Origin of the sequence: Streptosporangium sp. NPDC000095 (assembly GCF_042899335.1) — a bacterium.
Classification (GTDB): domain Bacteria; phylum Actinomycetota; class Actinomycetes; order Streptosporangiales; family Streptosporangiaceae; genus Streptosporangium.
Window position 1 is genome coordinate 306,018 of sequence record NZ_JBIAZS010000002.1, and the last position, 21,396, is coordinate 327,413.

At 68.6% G+C, this 21,396-nt stretch carries 27 protein-coding genes; 7 read left to right on the forward strand and 20 right to left on the reverse strand.

Features of this window, described 5'->3' with window-relative positions:
* Window positions 1-94: 94 nt before the first annotated feature.
* The 6 genes from ACFY3V_RS06755 to ACFY3V_RS06780 form a co-directional block, all read right to left on the reverse strand.
* Window positions 95-1,465: an NADH-quinone oxidoreductase subunit D gene (locus ACFY3V_RS06755; protein WP_362896823.1), complete on the reverse strand. Its 1,371-nt coding sequence runs from the start codon at window positions 1,463-1,465 to the stop codon at window positions 95-97.
* Entirely contained in the window at window positions 1,462-2,148 is a 687-nt protein-coding gene (locus ACFY3V_RS06760) for an NADH-quinone oxidoreductase subunit C (protein ID WP_362896824.1), read from the reverse strand. Before ACFY3V_RS06760 ends, ACFY3V_RS06755 begins: the two co-directional genes overlap by 4 nt.
* Window positions 2,145-2,699 (reverse strand): NADH-quinone oxidoreductase subunit B family protein, encoded by a 555-nt coding sequence (locus ACFY3V_RS06765; protein WP_350942624.1) that lies wholly within the window; start codon window positions 2,697-2,699, stop codon window positions 2,145-2,147. Before ACFY3V_RS06765 ends, ACFY3V_RS06760 begins: the two co-directional genes overlap by 4 nt.
* Window positions 2,700-2,701: 2 nt before the next feature.
* The gene (locus ACFY3V_RS06770) at window positions 2,702-3,061 is read right to left on the reverse strand and encodes an NADH-quinone oxidoreductase subunit A (RefSeq protein ID WP_362896825.1); all 360 of its coding nucleotides are present in this window, start codon (window positions 3,059-3,061) and stop codon (window positions 2,702-2,704) included.
* Between the two features lie 121 nt (window positions 3,062-3,182).
* Complete coding sequence (locus ACFY3V_RS06775; protein ID WP_389770753.1) at window positions 3,183-4,460, reverse strand: geranylgeranyl reductase family protein; 1,278 nt, start codon at window positions 4,458-4,460, stop codon at window positions 3,183-3,185.
* 147 nt (window positions 4,461-4,607) lie between these two features.
* Window positions 4,608-5,333, reverse strand: coding sequence for a demethylmenaquinone methyltransferase (locus ACFY3V_RS06780; RefSeq protein ID WP_350942621.1), 726 nt, complete (start codon window positions 5,331-5,333; stop codon window positions 4,608-4,610).
* A 78-nt stretch (window positions 5,334-5,411) separates the two neighbouring features.
* On the opposite strand from ACFY3V_RS06780, the gene ACFY3V_RS06785 reads away from it, so the two are divergent.
* A complete protein-coding gene (locus ACFY3V_RS06785) occupies window positions 5,412-6,755 on the forward strand; it encodes a hypothetical protein (protein ID WP_362896827.1) in 1,344 nt (447 codons plus the stop codon).
* Here ACFY3V_RS06785 and ACFY3V_RS06790 read toward each other — a convergent pair.
* Entirely contained in the window at window positions 6,739-6,936 is a 198-nt protein-coding gene (locus tag ACFY3V_RS06790) for a DUF4229 domain-containing protein (RefSeq protein ID WP_350942619.1), read from the reverse strand. The two genes, ACFY3V_RS06785 and ACFY3V_RS06790, sit on opposite strands and share 17 nt — an antisense overlap.
* A gap of 263 nt (window positions 6,937-7,199) precedes the next feature.
* Between ACFY3V_RS06790 and ACFY3V_RS06795 the strand changes: the two genes are divergently transcribed.
* Window positions 7,200-7,439 carry a BldC family transcriptional regulator gene (locus ACFY3V_RS06795; RefSeq protein ID WP_012887349.1) on the forward strand — a complete coding sequence of 80 codons (240 nt, stop codon included), beginning with the start codon at window positions 7,200-7,202 and terminating at the stop codon, window positions 7,437-7,439.
* Window positions 7,440-7,623: 184 nt separating this feature from the next.
* Here the strand turns inward: ACFY3V_RS06795 and ACFY3V_RS06800 are convergent, their stop codons facing one another.
* Window positions 7,624-7,863: a hypothetical protein gene (locus tag ACFY3V_RS06800; protein ID WP_350942618.1), complete on the reverse strand. Its 240-nt coding sequence runs from the start codon at window positions 7,861-7,863 to the stop codon at window positions 7,624-7,626.
* Window positions 7,864-7,873: 10 nt separating this feature from the next.
* Window positions 7,874-8,629: a hypothetical protein gene (locus tag ACFY3V_RS06805; protein WP_362896828.1), complete on the reverse strand. Its 756-nt coding sequence runs from the start codon at window positions 8,627-8,629 to the stop codon at window positions 7,874-7,876.
* A gap of 193 nt (window positions 8,630-8,822) precedes the next feature.
* On the opposite strand from ACFY3V_RS06805, the gene ACFY3V_RS06810 reads away from it, so the two are divergent.
* Window positions 8,823-9,119, forward strand: coding sequence for a PLD nuclease N-terminal domain-containing protein (locus tag ACFY3V_RS06810; protein ID WP_362896829.1), 297 nt, complete (start codon window positions 8,823-8,825; stop codon window positions 9,117-9,119).
* A gap of 164 nt (window positions 9,120-9,283) precedes the next feature.
* Here the strand turns inward: ACFY3V_RS06810 and ccsB are convergent, their stop codons facing one another.
* The 5 genes from ccsB to ACFY3V_RS06835 are packed head-to-tail and all read right to left on the reverse strand — an operon-like array spanning window position 9,284 to window position 13,815.
* Entirely contained in the window at window positions 9,284-10,252 is a 969-nt protein-coding gene (gene ccsB / locus ACFY3V_RS06815) for a c-type cytochrome biogenesis protein CcsB (RefSeq protein WP_362896830.1), read from the reverse strand.
* On the reverse strand, window positions 10,242-11,813 hold the full coding sequence (locus tag ACFY3V_RS06820; RefSeq protein WP_389770761.1) for a cytochrome c biogenesis protein ResB: 1,572 nt from the start codon (window positions 11,811-11,813) through the stop codon (window positions 10,242-10,244). Before ACFY3V_RS06820 ends, ccsB begins: the two co-directional genes overlap by 11 nt.
* The gene (locus ACFY3V_RS06825) at window positions 11,813-12,547 is read right to left on the reverse strand and encodes a cytochrome c biogenesis protein CcdA (RefSeq protein WP_362896832.1); all 735 of its coding nucleotides are present in this window, start codon (window positions 12,545-12,547) and stop codon (window positions 11,813-11,815) included. The genes ACFY3V_RS06820 and ACFY3V_RS06825 overlap by 1 nt, the downstream gene beginning before the upstream one ends.
* Before the next feature lie 15 nt (window positions 12,548-12,562).
* On the reverse strand, window positions 12,563-13,132 hold the full coding sequence (locus ACFY3V_RS06830; RefSeq protein ID WP_350942612.1) for a TlpA disulfide reductase family protein: 570 nt from the start codon (window positions 13,130-13,132) through the stop codon (window positions 12,563-12,565).
* A gap of 56 nt (window positions 13,133-13,188) precedes the next feature.
* The gene (locus tag ACFY3V_RS06835; RefSeq protein ID WP_362515332.1) at window positions 13,189-13,815 is read right to left on the reverse strand and encodes a histidine phosphatase family protein; all 627 of its coding nucleotides are present in this window, start codon (window positions 13,813-13,815) and stop codon (window positions 13,189-13,191) included.
* Between the two features lie 86 nt (window positions 13,816-13,901).
* Here ACFY3V_RS06835 and ACFY3V_RS06840 point away from each other — a divergent pair, with 86 nt between their 5' ends.
* The gene (locus tag ACFY3V_RS06840; RefSeq protein WP_389770766.1) at window positions 13,902-14,768 is read left to right on the forward strand and encodes an EamA family transporter; all 867 of its coding nucleotides are present in this window, start codon (window positions 13,902-13,904) and stop codon (window positions 14,766-14,768) included.
* Between the two features lie 85 nt (window positions 14,769-14,853).
* On the opposite strand, the gene ACFY3V_RS06845 is transcribed toward ACFY3V_RS06840, so the two are convergent.
* Window positions 14,854-15,831, reverse strand: coding sequence for a LysR family transcriptional regulator (locus tag ACFY3V_RS06845; protein WP_389770769.1), 978 nt, complete (start codon window positions 15,829-15,831; stop codon window positions 14,854-14,856).
* A 74-nt stretch (window positions 15,832-15,905) separates the two neighbouring features.
* Between ACFY3V_RS06845 and ACFY3V_RS06850 the strand changes: the two genes are divergently transcribed.
* The gene (locus ACFY3V_RS06850; RefSeq protein ID WP_389770772.1) at window positions 15,906-16,790 is read left to right on the forward strand and encodes an EamA family transporter; all 885 of its coding nucleotides are present in this window, start codon (window positions 15,906-15,908) and stop codon (window positions 16,788-16,790) included.
* Between the two features lie 122 nt (window positions 16,791-16,912).
* Here ACFY3V_RS06850 and ACFY3V_RS06855 read toward each other — a convergent pair whose 3' ends face one another.
* Genes ACFY3V_RS06855 through ACFY3V_RS06870 form a run of 4 tightly spaced genes read right to left on the reverse strand, consistent with a single transcriptional unit; the run spans window position 16,913 to window position 18,523 of the window.
* Window positions 16,913-17,122 carry a DUF397 domain-containing protein gene (locus ACFY3V_RS06855; protein WP_362896836.1) on the reverse strand — a complete coding sequence of 70 codons (210 nt, stop codon included), beginning with the start codon at window positions 17,120-17,122 and terminating at the stop codon, window positions 16,913-16,915.
* A 51-nt stretch (window positions 17,123-17,173) separates the two neighbouring features.
* A complete protein-coding gene (locus ACFY3V_RS06860; RefSeq protein WP_350942606.1) occupies window positions 17,174-17,383 on the reverse strand; it encodes a DUF397 domain-containing protein in 210 nt (69 codons plus the stop codon).
* A gap of 46 nt (window positions 17,384-17,429) precedes the next feature.
* Window positions 17,430-17,666: a DUF397 domain-containing protein gene (locus ACFY3V_RS06865; RefSeq protein ID WP_350942605.1), complete on the reverse strand. Its 237-nt coding sequence runs from the start codon at window positions 17,664-17,666 to the stop codon at window positions 17,430-17,432.
* Window positions 17,663-18,523 carry a helix-turn-helix transcriptional regulator gene (locus tag ACFY3V_RS06870; RefSeq protein ID WP_350942604.1) on the reverse strand — a complete coding sequence of 287 codons (861 nt, stop codon included), beginning with the start codon at window positions 18,521-18,523 and terminating at the stop codon, window positions 17,663-17,665. The genes ACFY3V_RS06865 and ACFY3V_RS06870 overlap by 4 nt, the downstream gene beginning before the upstream one ends.
* A 205-nt stretch (window positions 18,524-18,728) precedes the next feature.
* Between ACFY3V_RS06870 and ACFY3V_RS06875 the strand changes: the two genes are divergently transcribed.
* Both ACFY3V_RS06875 and ACFY3V_RS06880 read left to right on the forward strand, forming a co-directional pair.
* Entirely contained in the window at window positions 18,729-19,016 is a 288-nt protein-coding gene (locus tag ACFY3V_RS06875) for a hypothetical protein (protein WP_389770777.1), read from the forward strand.
* Entirely contained in the window at window positions 19,013-19,540 is a 528-nt protein-coding gene (locus ACFY3V_RS06880; protein ID WP_389770780.1) for an ATP-binding protein, read from the forward strand. The genes ACFY3V_RS06875 and ACFY3V_RS06880 overlap by 4 nt, the downstream gene beginning before the upstream one ends.
* Before the next feature lie 624 nt (window positions 19,541-20,164).
* Here the strand turns inward: ACFY3V_RS06880 and ACFY3V_RS06885 are convergent.
* Complete coding sequence (locus ACFY3V_RS06885) at window positions 20,165-21,349, reverse strand: epoxide hydrolase family protein (RefSeq protein WP_389770783.1); 1,185 nt, start codon at window positions 21,347-21,349, stop codon at window positions 20,165-20,167.
* Between the last annotated feature and the right edge of the window lie 47 nt (window positions 21,350-21,396).

The window sequence follows — 21,396 nt, forward strand, 5'->3', positions numbered from 1 at the left end:
GTCGTCCCGAGGGCGCTCTCGCCCGTCAGGCCGGTGCCCGTGCTCGCGTCGACCTTCTCGTGCGCCGGCCGGCCGTCCGTACCCTTGCTGGAACTCATCGGTCGACACCTCCCATCACCGGGTCGATCGAGGCCACCGCCGAGATGACGTCGGCGACCATGCCGCCCTCGCACGTCACGGGCATGGCCTGCAGGTTCGTGAAGGACGGGTCGCGGAAGTGTACGCGGTAGGGGCGGGTACCGCCGTCGCTGACCACGTGGGCGCCGAGCTCACCTCTGGGCGACTCGACGGCGGCGTACGCCTGCCCCGCAGGGACCCGGAAGCCCTCGGTCACCAGCTTGAAGTGGTGGATCAGCGCCTCCATGGAGCCGCTCATGATGTGCGCGATGTGGTCGGGCGAGTTGCCCAGGCCGTCGGGGCCGAGCGCGAGCTGCGCGGGCCAGCCGATCTTCTTGTCGTCGACCATCACCCGGCCGTTCTTGAGCGGCCCGGAGAGGCGGTCGAGAGCCTGCTCGATGATCTTGAGCGACTCCTCCATCTCGGCGACCCGTACCAGGTAGCGGCCGTAGACGTCGGCGGTCTTCTCGGTCGGGACGTCGAACTCGTAGGTCTCGTAGCCGCAGTAGGGCTGCGACTTGCGCAGGTCCCACGGCAGTCCCGCGGCCCGCAGCATCGGGCCGGTGACGCCCAGCGCCATGCAGCCGGTGAGGTCGAGGTAGGCGACGTCCTTGGTGCGGGCCAGGTAGACCGGGTTCGCGTCCAGCATCTTGCGCATGTCCTTGATGCGCCCCGGCATGACCTTGAGCAGCTCGCCGACCTTGTCGACGGCGCCCGCGGGCAGGTCGACGGAGACGCCGCCCGGCCTGACGTAGGCCATGTTCATCCGCAGGCCGGTGATGTACTCCATCACGTCGAGCACCATCTCGCGCTCGCGCGACCCGAACAGGAACGGCGTGGTCGCGCCCAGTTCCATGCCGAAGGTGCCGATCGCCACCATGTGCGAGGAGATCCGGGTGAGCTCCATCATCATCACGCGGATCGCCTGGGCCCGCTCGGGGACCCGGTCGGTGATGCCGAGCAGCCGCTCGACGCCCATGCAGTAGGCGGTCTCGTTGAAGATCGGCGCCAGGTAGTCCATCCGGGTGACGAACGTGGTGCCCTGGGTCCACGTCCGGTATTCGAGGTTCTTCTCGATGCCGGTGTGCAGGTAGCCGATGACCGTGCGGGCCTCGGTGACCGTCTCGCCGTCCAGGTTCAGGACCAGGCGGAGCACGCCGTGCGTGGACGGGTGCTGGGGGCCCATGTTGATGACGAGCTGCTGGTCCTGCTGGCCGGAGAGGCTCTCGACCAGCTCGCTCCAGTCGTTGCCCGAGACGGTGTAGACCTTGCCTTCGGTGGCCTCGTCGTACGCGTCGTACGGGCCGTTCCCGACCGTCTCCTTCGTCTCCTGGTGAGGGACGCTCATGTGTAGGACCTCCTCTGGTCCGGCGCGGGGATCTCGGCGCCGCGGTACTCGACCGGGATTCCGCCGAGCGGGTAGTCCTTGCGCTGGGGGTGACCGTCCCAGTCGTCGGGCATCATGATCCGGGTCAGCGCCGGGTGCCCGTCGAAGACGATGCCGAAGAAGTCCCAGGTCTCGCGCTCGTGCCAGTCGTGCGTCGGGTAGACGGAGACCGTGGAGGGGATGTGCCGGTCGTCGTCGGGGCAGGAGACCTCGACGCGCAGGCGGCGGTTGTGGGTGATCGAGCACAGGTGGATCACCGCGTGCAGCTCCTGGCCCTCCAGGTGGGGGTAGTGCACGCCGGAGACGCCGAGCGAGAGCTCGAAGCGCAGGGCGGGGTCGTCGCGCAGGGTCTTCATGACGTCGAGCAGGCGCTCACGCCTGACGTGGAAGGTCAGCTCGCCGCGGTCGACGACCACGCGCTCGACGGCGTCGCCGAGGTCGCCGCCGAGGGCGCGCTCCAGCTCGTCGGCGACGGTGTCGAAGTAACCGCCGTACGGGCGGGGGGTGGACAGTTCGGGCTTGCGCCGCACGACGAGGCGGCCGTAGCCCGAGGTGTCACCGGTGCCCGAGGCGCCGAACATGCCCAGGTGGGCGATCGGCTCCTTCGGCACCTCGGGGAGGTTCTCGGTGGGTTCGCTCGTCATTTCTTGGCGCTCCCCTGGTCGATCAGCGGCAGCGTCCGCAGGGCCTGCAGTTCGAGCTCGTCGATCTGCTTGGCGCGGTGCGCGCCGAACTTCATGTTCTGGATCTTGTCGTGCAGCTTGACGATCGCGTCGATGAGCATCTCGGGGCGCGGCGGGCAGCCGGGCAGGTAGATGTCGACGGGGACGACGTGGTCGACGCCCTGCACGATCGCGTAGTTGTTGAACATGCCGCCGCTGGAGGCGCAGACGCCCATCGCGATGACCCACTTGGGCTCGGCCATCTGGTCGTAGATCTGGCGCAGCACCGGGGCCATCTTCTGCGAGAGCCGCCCCGCGACGATCATCAGGTCGGCCTGGCGCGGAGACGCCGAGGCGCGCTCCATGCCGAAGCGCGCCAGGTCGTGCTTGGGACCGCCGGTGGACATCAGCTCGATGGCGCAGCACGCGAGGCCGAACGTCGCCGGCCAGACGGAGTTCTTGCGCGCCCAGCCGGCCACCTGCTCGACCGTGCTGAGCATGAACCCGCTCGGAAGTTTCTCTTCAAGACCCATATCTAGTCCCAGTCCAGACCCTTGCGGCGCCACACGTACGCGTAGGCCACGAGCACGGTGACGATGAACAGCAGCATCTCGACCAACCCGAAGATCCCGAGCTTGTCGAACGCGACCGCCCACGGATAGAGGAAGATGATCTCGATGTCGAACACGATGAACAACATCGCGGTGACCATGTACTTCAGCGGGAAGCGTCCTCCGCCCACCGGCTGGGGCGTCGGCTCGATGCCGCATTCGTAGGCGTCGAGCTTCGCGCGGTTCCAGCGCTTGGGACCGGTGAAGGGGGCGATCGTCACCGAGAAGACCGCAAATCCCGCCGCGAGCACGGCGAGCACCAGGATGGGTGCGTACAACTCCATCGCTACGCCTCCTCTCCCATCTCCACGCGCGCCGGCGCGTAGCTCTGCGTTGTGGTGTATTTCGAAAGTCTAGGCAAAGCGATCATCGCCCACGGCTCCAGGTGCTCGGCACTCGTCGACCTCATGCCGGTGGCGCCACCTTCGACAGGGCGTTGATGATGCGGTCGGACGCGTCACCTCGCCGGTCGGTGAGATTAGCAAGGAGCTTGAGCGCGAACCGCATCAGGTGGGGGTGTGGCAACGCGTGACGCGTGGCGAAGTTCATCACCCCGCGATGCCCGATCAGCTCCACGAACCCCCTGCCGAGGGTGAAGTAACCACCGTATGCGTCTTTCAGCCTCTGGGGGTAAGCGCGCAGCACGCGCTCCCGCTGCGCGGGGGTGACCCTGCCGAGCGCCTGGACGACCGTCTCGGCGGCGATGTGGCCGCTCTCCATCGCGTACGCGATGCCCTCGCCGTTGAACGGGTTGATCATCCCGCCCGCGTCGCCCACCAGCACCAGGCCCCGCGTGTAGTGCGGCTGGCGGTTGAAGGCCATCGGCAGCGCGGCGCCCCTGATGGGGGTCGTCATGTTCTCCTCGACGTAGCCCCACTCGGGGGGCATCCCCTTCACCCAGCGCTTGAGCAGGTCGCGGTAGTCCATGCCCTTGAAGGACTCGCTGGTGTTCAGCAGTCCGAGGCCCACGTTGGAGGTGCCGTCGCCGACGCCGAAGATCCAGCCGTAGCCGGGCAGCAGGGTGTCGCCGTCCCACAGCTCCAGCCAGGTCTCCAGGTAGTCGTCGTCGTGGCGGGGGCTCTCGAAGTATGTCCGTACCGCGACGCCCATCGGGCGGTCCTCGCGCTTGTGCAGCCCCATCGCGAGGGAGACGCGGGTGGAGTTGCCGTCGGCGGCGACCACCAGCCGCGAGCGGTAGACGACCTCCTCGCCGTCCCGCTTCGCGACGACGCCGACGATGTGCCCGCTGCGCTCGTCGAGGATCGGGGCGGTGACGTTCACCCCCTGCAGCAGGCGGGCGCCGGCCTTGACCGCGTTGGCGGCGAGGATCTCGTCGAAGTCCTGGCGGGTGCGGACCAGGCCGAAGTCGGGGAAACTCGACAGCTCGGGCCAGTCGAGCTCGAAGCGCATCCCGCCGCCGACCACGCGCAGGCCCTTGTTGCGGACCCAGCCGGGAGCGTCGATGTCGATCCCCATCGCGATGAGCCGTTTCACCGCCCGGGGGGTCAGCCCGTCGCCGCAGACTTTCTCACGGGGGAAGGTGGTCTTCTCGAGCAGCAGGACGTCGAGCCCGGCCTGCGCGAGATGGAAAGCGGTTGTCGAACCGGCGGGCCCGGCGCCGACGACGATGACGTCGGCGTCAGCCTCAGCGACTTTCCGCTGTGTGGCGGCTGGCACGGTCACGGGACCTGTCCTGTCCTACACGCTGTGGGGGCCTCGGGGTAAGGGGCCTTTCGTTCCTTTGTGAAGGTCTTCACAAACTTGTCGCGCCGAAGTCTAACGCCTTCGGAGGGCAAAGTGTCAGGCGGGTGTCGCCATCGCCTGAGAAAGTCAGGAGGGCTTGTACGCACGGTGGAGGGCCACGATCCCCATCGTCAGGTTACGCCAGGCCACGCGCTCCCAGCCCGCCCCCTGAATGATCTTCGCCAGCCCCGCCTGGTCCGGCCAGGCCCTGATCGACTCCGCCAGATACTCGTAGGAGTCGTCGTTGGAACCGAAGAGCTTCGCGGCGCGCGGCATCAGCTTCATCAGGTACTGCGAGTACACGAGATCGAAGGATTTCGGCGTCGGGTGTGAAAATTCCAGGATCACCAGCCGCGCGCCCGGCCTCGCCACCCGGTACATCTCGCGCAGCGCCTGGCCGGTGTCGTGCACGTTGCGCAGCGCCGTGGAGATCGTCACCGCGTCGAAGACCTCGTCGGCGAAGGGGAGCCGCAGCGCGTCGCCCGCGACGAAGCTGACCCCCCGTACGCCCCCTCCGTGGATGCCGGAGCCGCCCCTGCGCCGCACCCCGGTGCTCAGCATGCCGAGCGAGAAGTCGGAGGCGATGGCGCGGGCGCCCAGCGTGGTGAACGCGTCGGTGGACGTGCCGGTGCCCGCGCCGAGGTCGAGGACCAGCTCACCGGGGCCCGCGTCGACGGCCGCCGCGGCGGCCTTGCGCCACAGCCGGACCTGCCCCAGGGAGATAACGTCGTTGACAAGGTCGTACCGCCTGGCCGTGCGATCGAACATCGCGGCGACCTCGTGCGGCTGCTTGTCCAGAGAAGCGCGCGTCATGCCTCCCACCCTAGGGCCGCCCCGACAATCCACGGAAAGTAGTCATTCCATTACCGTCGGCATGCTAAAAATTGTCAAATGTTTGCCAGAGCCACTTACGTGCTGGTCGCGGCCCTCACCCTGCTCTCCGCGCTCTCCGTGCTCCCGGCCGGGGTGGCCGTCGCCGGCACCACGAAGCACGGCGGGGTCGTCTCGGCCGATCCGGTGGACACCACTCCCCACGTGCTCGACGGGATCGTGAACGCCATCGCGCTGGTGGACGGCACGGTGGTGGTCGGCGGCTCGTTCGGCGAGGTCCGCGAGGCCGGGAGCGCGACGGTGCTGCCGCGTGCCAACCTCTTCGCGTACGACCTGGCCACCGGCCGGGTGCTGCCCGGCTTCGCGCCACGCCTGGACCGGCCGGTTCTGGCGCTGGCGGCAGGGGTTCGCGGCACCGTCTACGCGGGCGGGCGGTTCACGAGGACCGGCGGGACCCTGACGCGGGGCCTGGTCCTGCTCCGGCTCTCCGACGGCTCGCCGGTCTCCCACTTCGGCGCCCAGGTGCGCGGCGGCGCGGTCACCGGCCTGGCCAGGCTCGGACGCCACCTCTACGCGGGCGGCGACTTCACCCACGTCGGCTCCGTCGCCCGTACGGCACTGGCGAGGCTCGACGCCGTCACCGGCGCGGCCGACCCGTCCTTCACGATCGAGCCCGGCGCGCCCAGGGGCGGCAGGACGAGGATCCACGCGATGGCCCTCGGCCACGGCAGGCTCGCGGTCGCCGGTGACTTCACCACCCTGGGCGGCCTGCCGCGCGCCCAGCTCGGCCTCATCTCCATCGCCCCGCCCGGCCTCGTCGCGCCGAACGCCGCCGCACCCGACGGTTCGTCGCCCGGCCTCGCCCCCTCCCCCGCCACGGTCGCGCCGTGGCGGACCGACGCCTACCGGGGCCGGTGCATGGCCGACTTCCCCGGCTATCTGCGGGGGGTGGACCTCGCCCCCGACGGGAGCTATCTCGTCGTCGTCACGACCGGCGGGCCCGGAGGTCCGGACAGGATGTGCGACACCGCCGCCCGCTTCGAGACCGGCGCGCGCGGCGCGGTGAAGCCGACCTGGGTGAACCACACCGGGGGCGACTCGCTGTACTCGGTGGCGGCGACGGGGGCGGCCGTCTACGTCGGCGGGCACCAGCGCTGGCTGAACAATCCGGACGGACGCGACTCCGCGGGCCCGGGGGCGGTGGCGCGGCCGGGAATCGGCGCGATCCATCCGCGCACCGGCAGGGCCCTGACATGGAACCCCACCCGGGACCGCGGAATCGGGGTCAAGGCATTCCTCGCGCATCCCGGCGGATTACTGGTTGGTAGTGACACAACCCGCCTTGGTCACGAGTACCATGCCCGGGTCGGCATGTTCCCGTTGCCGATCACTCCCGGTTCTTAGTGATTCGCTCGCTCACCGCGTCCCTCTGCTTCGAGAGCAGGACGTAACTGGCCACACCGCTGACCAGGAATGCGGCGATCAGGAGAACCAGGGGCTGGCGCAGGCCGAGGATATAGAGCACTCCCAGGCTCACGGCCAGCAGGCCGATCCTGGACGCGGTGTAAACGATGACGGGATGCACAGCGTCGAGGCTACGTCACTTCGCCCAACCGGTCGCGATCGCGGTGGCCCTACGGGTAACTCTTCGCATCGACTGCGAGCGCTGCTAGTCTTCCCAAGAGATCTGTTTCGTAAAGAAACACCCACGAGAGTCCCAAAAAGGCTCTATCATATAACAATCGGGCAGGCAGTAGATAACAACCCGTGATCTTTGTTGGAAAGCACGGATAAATCAGGCTTCGCTCGGCACACTGGTTACCTGTCCGCCCGCTGGCAGGAAGCGGGATGCGAGGGGGAGAGATTGTGGAGAGTAGCAGCGAGCGTCTGCTGACGCCCGGAGAGGTTGCCGCCCTCTTCCGGGTCGACCCAAAGACGGTTACACGCTGGGCCGCGGCAGGCCGCATCAGCAGCATCCGTACCCCCGGAGGGCACCGGCGTTTCCGCGAGTCGGAAGTGCACGCCCTTCTGCGCGGAGAGGACGTCTTGACGGCCGAACGGCCGGCAGGCGAGTCCCCGCGCGTCTGACGACTTAGGACGTCACACCATCGGTGATCCTGCGCGCCTTACCCGGAAGCCGCAGGGTCACCGTGGAGTCGTGTGAGCCACGACACGGACGATGACCTCCCCCGTCACCGGCCCACCCGCTCCACGACCTTCCTCCACTCGAACCCGCCCGGCCTCGAACGACGCCCCGCGCGGCCCCGAGCCTCTAGGTCTCCTGCTCGGCCTTGAACGCCAGGAACTCCCGCTCCAACTCGTCGTTCTCCTCCAGCCATCGACGCCGTCGCTCGGACAGCTCCTCCTCGGTGAGCGACTCGGCGAGCCATCGGTCGTAGTCGGGATCTCCCGGAGAGACCTCCACATAGGCGTTGCCGATCAGACGCCCGTCATCGCCGACCAGGGTCTGCGGCACCCGCAGGGTCCCGTCGGCGAGCCTGACGACGTACATCCCAGATCACCTAGATTCCGTAGCGCCGGTTGAAGAACAACATGACGTTGAGCGCCATCCGTGTGTCGCCGCCCAGCATGTCGACCAGCGCGGGGCGCTGCCGGGAGACGATCGCGGCGAAGGCGTCGGCGAAGAACTCCTTGCGGCCCAGGTCTCCCGACTGGAGATGGAACGCCGAGGCGAGCGCGGGAACGCACTGGTCGTAGAGGGCGGCGAACTCCGGGGAGTCGGACACCCAGCCGCCGCCGGGGGCGTCCACGTCGTCCAGGGCGTGTCCGACCTCGTGCATCATCACGTCGGGGGTGGGCGAGGGCCGGTCTCCCACCACGATCTTGCGGTCGCCGTACGCCCCCGCGCAGATGTCCCACGTCGCCCGGCCCGAGGGGAGCGGCGCGCCGCGCAGGTATCCCATGTCGTCCAGCTCCGGCACCCCGCCCGCGCCGACGTAGATGCCGTCGAGCCCGTCGGCCAGCTTGTCCTTCAACACGTCGGGCAGCCTCGCGAGGCTCTCCACCGCCCGTACGGCCTCGGGGGGCGGCGCCTCCCACCGCGAGTCCCACTGGCGGTGCAGAATTCGCTCCAGACGCCCGCAGTGGCGCAGGCCGTCCCCCAGGTCGGGGGTGTCGGGAGAGTTGGGCTGGGCCCGGGGACTCTCGTCGAGCTCGAAGTCTCTCCAGGTGTACTGCGGGCGGTCGGCCACCGGGGCCGTGACCGTCCCGACCCGGCGCTCCGCCCCGCGGGGAACCTCACGCGGAGCCTCCCGCACGGCACTCTCCGCACGCGTGGCCGGACCTCGCTGCCACCACCGCCGTCGATGGCGGCCCTTGTCGCCCGAATGTGCCATCACACCCCCTGGGGAAGTGGCAACGGCTCCTACGGTAAGGGGTGGGAGCCTTGCCAGTCATCCGTAACGTGGTGCGGGACCGCAGCAGGTCTCATGATGGCTTACAGTTCGGGGCATGCCCCTGCTTGGTCTGGCGATACTCGCCTTCTGGCTTTACTGCCTGTTCGACGTCATCACCACGCCGGACAAGGAATCCAGGAACCTCCCCAAGCTCCTCTGGGTGCTCATCGTGGTGCTGATGCCGGTCGCGGGGGGCGTCTTCTGGCTGTTGCTCGGCCGGCCGACCGGCCCCAGACCGCCCCGCTTCCTCCGTGTCGAGGACGCGCCGTCGCGCCCCGAGGCCCCGAAGGGCCCCGACGACGACCCCGACTTTCTCAAGGATCTCGACCGCCGCCTGCGTGACGACGACTGAGAGCGCACCGGAATCGGTCTTCGCGCATGACCAATACAGCCGTTACGGCCAGCCGAATTCCCGCGCGAAAACCTGTGCGGTAATCGGCGGGAACCTCGGCACGGCAATTCGCCGTGGAATTCCAGCGGAAAGAATTCGGCCTGAGGAAGTCTCGGTGCCGAGAATCAGCCCGGAACCTCGGCGTAGGAGTGCAGCCCCCCGAGGAAAATGTTCACCCCGACCAGGTTGAACAGCAGGCAGGCGAGGGCGATGAGCTGCACGATCGTCGCCGCCTTTCCCTTCCAGCCCGCGGTGGCCCTGGCGTGCAGGTAGGCGGCGTAGGCGATCCAGGTGATGAACGCCCAGATCTCCTTGGGGTCCCAGCCCCAGTAGCGGCCCCACGCCTTGTCGGCCCAGAGCGCCCCGGCGATGACGGCGAAGGTCCAGATCGGGAAGCCGATCACGATGGCCCGGTGCGCGACCCGCTCCAGATCCTGCCGGGACGGCAGCCGGACCGAGGTGTCCTTCCTGACCAGATAGAGGATGCCGCAGACTCCGGCCACGATGAACATCCCGCTCGCGACGATCGCCGCCGACACGTGGATCGCGACCCAGTACGTGTCCAGCGCGGGCACCACGGGACCGGCCTGCACGTGCAGGTACCGCACGGCGAAACCGAGCCCCAGCGCGCTCGCGACCGTGACGAACGCGCCCAGGAAGCGGATCGGGTAGCGGAGCTGCATGAACAGGAACGCGCTCACCGCCGCGAAGCACATCGCGACCACGAACTCGTACATGTTGCCCCACGGCCACCGGTCCACGGCCAGGCCGCGGGTGAGGATGGAGGCGAGGTTGGCGACCCAGCCGAGCCAGCTCAGCCCGACGGCCACCGGCCCCGCCCACACCGCCCAGGCGGGCGGCGCCTTGACGGCGGGAGCGTCCTCGGCGGGGGCGGCGTCGGCCGGAGCGCCCCCGCCGACACCTGCCAGGACCGGCCGGTCCGCGCGGGCCACCGCCTGCCGAGACGCCCCCGCCTGCCGCCCGAAGGCGAGGTCGAGGGCGTAAGCGATCATTGCGAAGACGTAGAGCAGCACCGTCGCCAAGATGAGCTGGTCGCTCAGCGTGGCGAGGCCGGCATCGACCTCAGCGGACATCCTTCACTCCTGAATCGGGAACTCCTGGGTTCAAAACGGAGACGATCTCGGTGAACTCCTCGCTGAAATCGCCGCCCTCGGTGCGCGTGAGGCCGCCCGCCTCGACCTTGCGGTCCCCGTGGATCCGCACCCAGATCCTGCGGCGGCGAACGGTGAGCGTCAGCACCAGGCCCGCGACACAGAGGATCGAGGCCACCAGCGCGGGCATCCGGCCCGGATCGTGGGTGATCTGCAGGGCGATCCACTCCCGCACACCGGTGAACTCGATCGAGCCCGCGCCGTTCGGCAGCGTGAGCTTCTCACCGAGCGCCAGCGGGTCGGCCTTCATGACCAGCGGCTTCATCTTCTTCAGGCTCGCCGGGTCGAGCTCGTAGACCGACTGCGGCCGGCCGTCCTTCAGCCCCAGGTCACCGGCGAAGGCGCCGTACACCTGGGCGGTGGGGTTCGCGGCGCCGGGGAAGACCGAGACCCACTCCGAGCCCATCGGGACGGTCGTCGGCAGGAAGCCGACGAGGACGCCGAGCTGCTCGGGCCGCGCGTCCGGGACCTTGATCACGCACTCTGAGGTGAAGGTGGCGGGCTGGACCACCAGGCAGGGCACCGGCCCCTCGAAGGCGACCTCGCCCTCACCATCGGTGATCTTGAAGGTCGGCGCGTAGCCGTGGTCGATCAGGTAGCTCAGCGTGCCGTTGACGTCCAGCGGCTCGTTCACCTTCAGCACGTAGTCGCGCGGCGCGGCGCCCGGGGCGTCCTCGACCTTGAGCCTGGCCTCGTAGTCGAGGGCCTGTCCCCTCTTCTCACCCGTCGCGATGTAGGTCGCCTGGAAGTCGTCGACGGTGAAGGAGAACGGCTCCAGCGACTCGGCGTTCACCTGGGTGCCCGGCATGTAGCGGTCGTAGGCCGCGACCGTGTTGGCGAACCCCTCGCCCTCCACGACCAGCACGTTGCCCCGGTAGCCGTACAGCGACCCCATCCCGACCGCGACCAGCAGGCCGAGCAGGGCCACGTGGAACAGCAGGTTGCCGGTCTCGCGCAGGTAACCCTTCTCCCCGGCGACCCAGCCGGGCCCCGTGGTCACCCGGAACCGCCTGGCGCGCAGCCTCGCGGCGGCCTCCTCGACGGTGAGATCCGCCTCGAAGGAGGCGTGCTGCGGCAGCCTGCCCAGGTTGCGCGGCGCCGCGGGCGGCTTCCTGCGCAGCTCCCGCAGGTGGGTCGCGGTACGGGGGAGCACACAGCCGATCAGGGACACGAACAGCAGAAGGTAGATCGCGGCGAACCAGGGCGCCCTGAAGACGTCGAACAGCCAGAACCTGTCCAGCCACTCGGCGAGCTCCGGACTGTCGTCGAAGTACTGGACGACCATGGCGTCGGAGACCCCGCGCTGCGGCCAGATCGAGCCGGGAATGGAACCCAGGGCGAACAGGAACAGCAGGATCAGCGCGGTCCGCATCGAGGTGAGCGTCCGCCAGAACCAGCGCGCCCACCCCACGACCCCGAGACCCGCGGGCCGCCGCGCCTCGCTCACCGTTCGCTCCCCCGTCTTCGGGTCGATCGACACCATCAGATCACCGGCTCGAATCCGCCGACCCAGCCCTGCGTCATCGCGACGAGCTCCCCCCACAACCCGGTGACGAGCAGCACGCCGACGACAACCAGCATCACGCCGCCCGCCCTCGTGATCAGCCGCGAGTGCCGGCGTACCGCCTTGAACGTCCTCAGCGCCCTGCTGTACGCCAGTCCGGCCGCCACGAACGGCAGGCCGAGGCCGAGCGCGTACGCGAAGGCGAGCAGCGCGCCGCGACCGGCGCTGCCCTCGTTCAGGCCGAGGGTGAGCACGACCCCGAGGGTGGGGCCGATGCAGGGGGTCCAGCCCAGCCCGAACACCAGGCCGAGCAGAGGCGCCCCGGCCAGCCCCGCGGCCGGGACCCGGTGGATGCGGAAATCGCGCTGCAGCCCCGGGATCACCCCCATGAAGGCGAGGCCGAGCACGATCGTGAAGACGCCGAGCACCCGCGTGATGATCCCCGCGTTGGTGAACAGGACCGCGCCGAGGCCGCCGAAGAGCGCTCCCCCGGCCACGAACACGACCGCGAAGCCCAGTACGAACAGCACGATGCCCGCCACCATGCGCCCCCGCCTGGGGTCGGCGCTCATGCCGGTCACGTACGACAGGTAGCCGGGAACCAGCGGCAGCACGCACGGCGACAGAAACGACACCAGCCCGGCCGCGACCGCGATCGGCAGCGCCAGCGCCAGCGAACCGCCGGCGACGGTGCCCACGAGGTCGGCGCTCACGACGACCCCGAGCGGTTATCTCTCATCGCCGACCTTGGTCACGGCGTCGAGAAGGTCGTTGTACTTCACCGCGCCGAGCGCCCTGGCGGCGATCCGGCCCTGCCGGTCGATGATCAGGGTCGACGGAATGGCCGCGGGCGGCACCGTCCCCTGGAAGGAGAGGGCGACCTTGCCCGGCTGGTCGAAGATGCTCGGGTAACCCGGCTCGTGGCTGCGTTCGAAAGCCAGGGCGTCGGCCTTGCGGTCCTTGAAGTCGATGCCGAGGAACTCCACGCCGTCGGCCTTCTTCTTGGCGTGGATGTCCTTGAGCACCGGCGCCTCGGCCCGGCAGGGCGCGCACCAGGAGGCCCAGAAGTTGAGCACCACGATCTTGCCCTTGTGCGCCGCGAGGCTCGCGGTGCCCCCGTCGAGGGTCTCCCCCTCCACCTGCGGGGCGACCTTGCGGTCCTCGGCCTGGAACAGGGTGATCTTTCCGTCACCGGCCACGAAACGGGTGTCACCGCTCTGCGGCTGCGACCCCGGGTTTCCGGCGCATCCGGCCACGGCGATCAGCAGCGCGACGGCGGCGAAGGATTGTGCGCGCATGGGTGACGGAGGCTCCCTGTACTACAACCGGTAGAGCAATCACTGTACCGGCGAGGTCAGGCGCCCGGCACAGTGGGGCGTTTGACGAGCGCCGCCGCGGGCTCGCTGTATCCGACGCTGATCAGACGGTTTCCCTCGAAGGAGAAGCTCGTGAGGCTGGCGAGCCCGCACTGCCTCCGACGCGGGTCGTGCGGCAGGCGCCTGCCCTCGGCCGCGAGCCTGATCGTCCAGATCGGGAGCTGGTGGCTCACCATGATCGCCTCATGGCCGCGCGCCGCGTCACGGGCGGTGTCGATCGCGGCCCTCATCCGGCTGACCATGTGGATGTAGCGCTCCCCCCACGAGGGGCGCAGCGGGTTCCACAGGTAACGGTAGAAGCGCGGATTACGGAAGCTACCGACGGAGAGGCCCTCGAAGATGTTCTCGGCCTCGATGAGCCGCTCGTCGATCGTGACGTCCAGGTGGAAGGTCGCGGCGAGCGGGGCCGCCGTCTCCTGCGCGCGCTCCAGCGGCGAGGAGAACAGCGCGGTGACGTCACGTCCGGCGACCGCCTTCGCCACCGTCTCGGCCATCTGGATGCCGTTGTCGGAGAGGTGGTAGTCGGGAAGCCTGCCGTACAGGACGTTCGCGGGATTGTGCACCTCACCGTGGCGCAGGAGGTGAACGACGGTGGTCTCAGCCATGGTGTTCGCCAGCCTACCGACAGGTACGGGGTAGTGGCCTGGCAGGTGGGTCACTCGTGTCGGACGAGGCAGGATAGGGTCCCCCCGTGAGCCCCCTCGCGCTCGCCCTCGTCCTCTCCTCCGCCGTCGCCCACGCCTGCTGGAACCTCATGAGCAAGCAGGCGGCCGACGCCGACGGTGTCGTCTTCGTCTGGATGGTCGCCGCCGCCTCCACCCTCCTCTGGACCCCGGTCGCGGCGGGCTACCTGCTCCTCGGCGGCACCGGCCCCTCCTGGACCGACCTCGCGGTGATCGCCGCCAGCACCACGCTGCACCTGGGCTACTTCATGCTGCTCCAGCGCGGCTACCGGCACGGCGACCTCTCCATGGTCTACCCGATCGCCCGGGGCACCGGGCCGATGCTGGCCAGCCTGGTCGCCGTCCTCTTCCTGGGCGAACGGCCGGGCCCTGTCGGCGTCGCGGGAATCCTGCTCGTCGGGCTGGGCGTCTTCCTGCTCGGCGCGGCGCACGGCCCCAGCCGCCAGGACCTGGGCGGGATCGGGTACGGACTCGCCACGGGACTGTTCATCGCGGCGTACACCGTCTGGGACAAGCAGGTCGTCAGCGCCTTCGCGGTCGCGCCGATCCTGCTCAACTACGGCGGCGACCTCGGCCGCGCCCTGGTCCTCACCTCGCCGGTGCTCGCCCCCCGCCGCAGGGGCCTGATCCTGCCCGTCTGGCGAGAGCACAAGACGCGGGTGCTGGGCGCGGCGGTGCTGATGCCGCTCTCCTACCTCCTCGCGCTGACCGCGTACACGTTCTCGCCGATCAGCGCGGTGGCCCCGGTACGCGAGGTCAGCGTGCTCGTGGCGGTGCTGCTCGGCGGCAGGCTGCTCGCCGAGGGCGACCTGACCCGGCGGCTGCTCGCGGCCTGCGTCATCGTCGGCGGCGTGGTGACGATCGCCCTCGGCTGACCCCGCGTTCCGCACGACCTGGCATTGGTCACCCACCGAACCGGATCGGAAATGACGCGCCACGTATGAAAACCGAAACCCGACGTCACCCAGAGCCGTCTGGGCCACCCCGAACCACCGCCACCGGAATCGTCGCCGACTCGACGGGCTCGGACACAGGCCCGCGAAATTCGACCGAGACGGCCTTCAGCGCCTCCACCGCGGCGCGGATGGCCGGGCGGCGGGCGGCGTCACTGCGCCAGAGCGCGTAGATCCTGCGCGTCGGACGCGACCGGATCGGGACGACCCGCACCCCCTGCGGGACGAAGTCGCGGCCCAGCCGGGGGATGATCGCGCACCCCTGCTCCGCCGCGACGAGGGCCATCTGGGTCGGATACTCGTCCGTCATGCAGGTGATGTCCGGCTCCAGCTCGGCCGAGCGCAGCGTGTAGACCAGCCAGTCGTGGCAGACCGTACCGGGCGAGGAGCTGATCCACTGCTCCCCCGACAGCTCCGCGAGCTCGATCTCGGCACGACCCGCCAGCGGGTGGGACGCGGGCAGGATCACGTCGGCGATGTCGTCGAAGAGCGTGGCCCGGGACAACCCCTCGGGGATCGCCATCGGACGGTTCATCCAGTCCTGGATCACCGCGAGGTCGAGCTCACCCCTCGCCACCTCACGGATCTGCCGCTCCGGCTCGCGCTCCATGAGCTGCAGGCGCAGGTCGGGGTGGCGTGAGTGCAACAGCGCGAGCGCGGCGGGCATCAGCCCTCTCGCCGCCGTGGGGAAGGCCCCGATGCCCAGCCGTCCCACGACCTCGCCGCGCAACGCCTCGAAATCGGCCTCCGCCATCTCGACCAGCGCGAGGATGCGCTCGGCGTGGTCGGCGAGCAGCCCGGCCGCGTCGGTCAGCCGCACCCCACGCCCGTGACGCTCCAGCAGGGGCGCCCCCGTCTCCCGCTCCAGCTTGGCCAGCTGCTGGGAGACCGCCGACGGAGTCACCATGAGCGCCTCGGCCGCGGCCCCCACGGACCCGTAGACGGAGACCGCGTGCAGAGCCTTGAGCCGGTTGAGATCCAACATGTAAGCAACTCTAAACGACATAAGCAAGAAGGTCTCGCTTGTGCTGAAATGTCGATGGAAACGACGATTGCTGCATGCGTACCCGGCACCTCCTGCTCGCCATCACCCTCACCGCCCTGTGGGGCTTCAACTTCGTGGTCATGGAGGCCGGGCTCCGTCACTTCCCCCCGCTGCTCTACGTGGCACTGCGCTTCCTGCTCGCCGCCTTCCCCGCCGTACTGCTCGTCGGCGGCCCCGGAGTGCCCTGGCGGAAGGTGCTCGTGGCCGGCGCCACGCTCGGCATCGGCCAGTACACCCTGCTGCTGACCGGCATGCGGGCGGGCATGCCCGCCGGTCTCACCTCACTCGTCGTCCAGGTCCAGGCGATCTTCACCGCGATCCTGGCGGTCGCCCTACTGGGCGAACGGCTCACCCGCCGACGGATCATCGGCATGGCGATCGCGTTCGCCGGTCTGGCACTGATCGCCACCGACCTGGGCACCGGCAGCCCCATCGGCGCGTTCCTGCTGGTCATCGGCGCGGCCTTCTTCTGGGGCATGGGCAACATCGCGGTCAGGAACGCCGCCCCACCCAACTCGTTCCGCTTCATGGTCTGGATCAGCGCGGTCGCGGCCATCCCCATGACGGCCCTGTCCCTGCTGGTCGAGGGCGTCCCCCACCTGGAGTTCTCCGTGGAGGGCAGCCTCTCGGTCCTCTACGTCTCCCTGATCTCCACCCTCGGCGGCTTCGGCATCTGGGGCTTCCTCCTCCAGCGCTACGACGCCTCGGTGGTCGCCCCCTCCGCCCTGCTCGTCCCGGTCTTCGGCATGTCCTCCGCCGCCCTGTTCACCGGCGAGTCGATCTCCCTCACCAAACTCCTCGCAGCCGCCCTGATCATCTCCGGCGTCCTCTACTCCAGCACCCGCACCCGTAGTACCCCCGCTCTGACCGAGACGACACCAGAGGCGGAAAGAGTCTGACGTCCCACAGGGCCGAAAGCTACGGTGCCCCCATGGACACCGACCTCGACCGCCCGCCCTCCCCACCCCCAGGAGGCTGGACCGCCGACGACCTCGACCGTCTCACCAGGTAGGCGCCCACCTCACCCCAACCCGTCGAACACGCCCTCTTTGACCCCACCGACAAAGGCCCGCCACCCACCAGGGGAGAAGACCAGCACCGGCCCACCGATGTCCTTACTGTCTCGCACGGCCACGACCCCAACCAGATTGCGCGCCACCTCGACACACGCTCCACCATTGCCATTACTACGCGAACTCTTACGCCAGACAGCGCTCACCAGATCAACCATGGGACACCCGCACTCCTAACTTTCCAAGAGCCCTTCTCCGATCCGTCCACATCAGAACCTCGGATCAAAGTCCCCAACCTTGACGCGACCCAGGAAGGCAGACCAGTCATCCCGAGAGAAGACAAGCGTGGCGCCGCCGGGATTCTTGGAGTCGCGGATAGCGATCAAGCCCGAGACGGAGGCGACTTCAACACAGTTGTTGCCGCTGCCGCTCAAGCTGCTCTTGCGCCATATGGCGTCGGTCATGGAATGCTGGGCCACCCGTCTTCCCTTTCACACCCGGAGCCCTTCTCAACCTGTCACGCGGTCAGGGACGTGTGTCGAAGTCTCCAGCCTTGACGCGACCGAGGAAAGCGGTCCAGTCACCCGGAGGGAAGACAAGTGTGGCGCCGCTGGGGTCCTTGGAGTCGCGAACAGCGACCATATCCAAGACGACGGCGACCTCGACACAGTCGGCACCGCCGTTGCCGCTGAGACTGCTCTTGCGCCACGTAGCGCGAGACAGCTCAGAGAGGTCTCTCGACTCACGCTTTTCTACAGTCATGAAGTCGTCTCCTCTATGACCGCGCTCATCAGCGCGATGGACTTGTTCGGCGGCAAGGCAGCCGCGCGAAGGTGGTCGAAAATGAGTCTATACCTGCGTACTTCTTCTGGCTTTTCCAGATATATGGATCCTGTCAAGTACTCGACGTAGGCGACACGGGTCTCCGAGGTCGGGGGGAACTCGAGGAGATGGAAAGGGCCGAGCATGCCGGGATGAGCACCTCCGGCGAAGGGCAATACCTGAAGGTTAATGCAGGAGAGTCGTCGCGTGTCGCGAAGTTTGAGGAGTTGCTCGCGCATGGTCGCCGGGCCGCCGATGGCGTGACGTAGAGCCGCTTCGCTCATCACCGCCCACAGTTCCGGAGGGTTGGACCGGTTAAGGAGCTTCTGTCTTGCTAGACGCAGAGTGACGAGCCTGTCGATCTCCTCCTCTGACATTTCAGGGTGGTCTGTTTCGATGACAGCACGCGCATACGCTTCAGTCTGGAGAAGACCGGGCACCAGTTGAGGTTGGTAGGTCTGGATTGACGTGGCCTCGGCTTCGAGCCCAATAAAGACCTCGAACCAGGACGGCACCGCATCTCCGTGAATGTGCCACCATCCTCGCTTGCTCGCTTCGCGTGCGAGGTCGAGTACGGCTTGAGTTTCGTCGTCGGCGGCACCGTAGAGATCAAGAAGTTGAGCGAGGACCTTCTGGCGGATAGTGACCCTGCCGGTCTCGAAGCGACTGATCGTCGAGTCGGAGCGACCGATGCGCTCACCCGCCTCAATGGCGGACACATTTGCACGCTCGCGCAGCCGACGCAGTTCCATGCCGAGCTGTCGTCGCCGGACGGTGGGGCTTTGGCCTTCGGTCATGTGTCCGCCTCCATGAGGTTTCTACTGGTTTGGCCGCTCTCGCAAGCTGAACTTTCCATGGATCCCCTTGAGTGCATATGCATTTGGGGTTGCACATGGGGCTGCAGAGACTGCATGCTCTGAGCATACGGCCGATGACAGTCCGTGAGCATAGATGTCCCTAAAGCGCGAGCGAGCCAGTGCGATCAACGACGAAAGGAAGGCTGTGGAGCCACGCGATCCGCAAGAGCAGTTCGTTCATCTGGTGCGGCTGGGCTGGGACCTGCGGGGTCTGGGCCTGGGCACCTCGCTGGTGCTGCCCCAGACGGGGCAGCCGATCCTGGAGGTCATGTCCGAAAACGAGACCCGCGTCCGCATCACCGCCGTCCATCGCGCCCGCGGCTGGGTGTTCGTCTGGCGGCCCTGGTGGGCCAGGATGTGGCGGCCCGGCGAAGCGATCTGCGCCGACGCCGACAACGCCGCCGACGTCATCGTCTCGGCGGCGATCGCGTGATCGCGCCCTACCAGGCCCCCTGCCGATACGAACGCCAGCGAACAGCCTCGCAGCGCTGGTCTGTCCTGCGCCCCCTGGGCCACGCCGAGTTCGCCGCGACCCCCCACTCGGTCGCGACCGTCCGCGCCTGGGCCCGACACCTCCTGCACACCAGAATCACCGACACCGCCCTCGACGACGTGGTGCTGCTGCTCAGCGAGGTCGTGACCAACTCCGTCGTCCACTCCGACTCCGGGCGTACGGCCACAGGATCGGTGACCGTCTGCCTGGGCCTGGGAGGCAACATGGTGCACGCCGAGGTGATCGACGACGGCTCGGCGACCAGCCTGCCCTTCGTCCGCGCGACCGACCTCGACAGCGACGGCGGACGCGGCCTGCTCCTGGTCGAGGCCATGGCCACCGCCTGGGGCACCCACCACGACCCCGAAGCGGGCACCGCCGTCTGGTTCCGCCTCCCCGCCCACGAAACCAACAGCCCCGACGAAGCCGGCAACACCAGCACCCCAGGCTCCTCATCCAACTAGCCCACCCGGCCGAAGCCCTCTCGTACGAGACCTACCCCTCCCTTCGGTCACAGTGGCCGTCCGTCACGATCGCCCTATCAAAGGGCCACACCTGTCCCTGCGCGAAGCCGTGATGTCCGTGACCAGCAACGACAAGGCGCAGCACGCCAACCAACCAGCCAACCGACGGCGAACCACGACGAGCCCGGTGGACTCACGGCGAGCCCCATGCGCTCCTTTCCGCACCGACGCTTCAGCTACGGCGACGACCCCCGAACGACCCCGTACGGATTGCTTCAGCATCCCCAGAGCCCCGTGGGCGGCCCGAAAGGAAGCGACTACGGCCCGCACCACCTACGGCGAGACGGGCCGTGTGCGGAGGTGGGTGGGTGTTCCGGGCGGCTTATAAAAATCCGCAACCAGCGCACCCGCCAGGCCGGAGGCCTGACCCACCAGACGACCACCAACGACGGCCGCCCGGAGCACCCGCCCACCGGAGCGCGCACGCGCCGAAGCAGCACGCACCGAAGCGCGAACACACCGAAGCCCTCACCAGAACACGAGCACACAGAACACACCCCGCTTGAGATTCGGCGCCCTGCCCAACTGTTCGCGCGAACCCCCAAGCCTCAGAACCCCCAGGCGTCAGCGGTGCAAACGGAAGAAGGCGCGAATGTCCTCGGTGAGCAGGTCGGGAGTCTCCATCGCCGGGAAGTGGCCGCCCCTCCCGAACTCCGACCAGTGCTCGATCAACCCCCCAGGGTCCATCACGCTCCGGATCGTCGTATCAGCGGCGAACACCGCGACACCCGTAGGCGGCCCCTGCCGCGCACTGGCGTGATCGTCCCCCTGCCGATCAGCCATCTCGCGATACACCTGCATCCCCTCGTGAACGGCGTGCGCCGAGGAGGCACCCGCGCCCGTGAACCAGAAGAGGCTCACGCAGGTGAGCAGCTGGTCGCGGCCGACCGCGTCCTCCGGCAGCTTCGCCGCCGGGTCGGTCCACTCGGCGAACTTCTCCGCGATCCAGGCGAGCTGGCCCACCGGCGAGTCATTCAGGGAGTAGGCGAGCGTCTGCGGGCGGGTCGCCTGCATGTGCAGATAGCCGAACCCGTCGGCCTGGGACGCGTTGAACCGCTCGGCACGTGCCCTGTCGGCCTCTGACAGGCCGGCGAGTTCGATCGGAGGGCCGAACGGCATCGCCGCCGTCGTCCCGGTCAGGTGTGTGCCGACCACCCGCCCCGCGTCGATCATGGCGAGTATCCCCGCCACCCCCGAGCCGGCGTCGGTCCCCTGGACCGCGTAGCGGCCGTAGTCCAGGCGGCTCATCAGCTCCGCCCATGCCTGGGCGACGCGGAAGAGGTTTCCCCATCCCTGCTCTTTCACGGGCGTCGAGAACCCGTACCCCGGCAGCGAGGGGATCACAACGTGGAAGGCGTCGGCCGGGTCGCCGCCGTGCGCGCGGGGGTCGGTCAGCGGGCCGATCACCTCAAGGAACTCGTACGGCGAGCTGGGCCAGCCGTGGGTGAGGATCAGCGGCAGCGCGTCCGGCTCGGGGGAGCGGACGTGCAGGAAGTGGATGTCCTGGCCGTTGATGCCGGTGACGAACTGCGGGAACGCGTTCAGCCTCTCCTCCTGGGCGCGCCAGTCGAAACCATCACCCCAATAAGCGACGAGGCCCTTCAGGTAATCCAGCGGAACGCCCCGGCTCCAGCCGGTGCCGGGCACCTCCCGAGGCCAGCGGGTTCGAGCGAGCCGGTCACCGAGGTCGTCGAGGTCGGCCTGGGGGATGTCGATGCGGAACGGGCGGATCCCCGTGTCGTTGCTCATGCCAGAACCGTAGGCACCAATGCGGAAAGGTCCGTTCCGCATTGTCA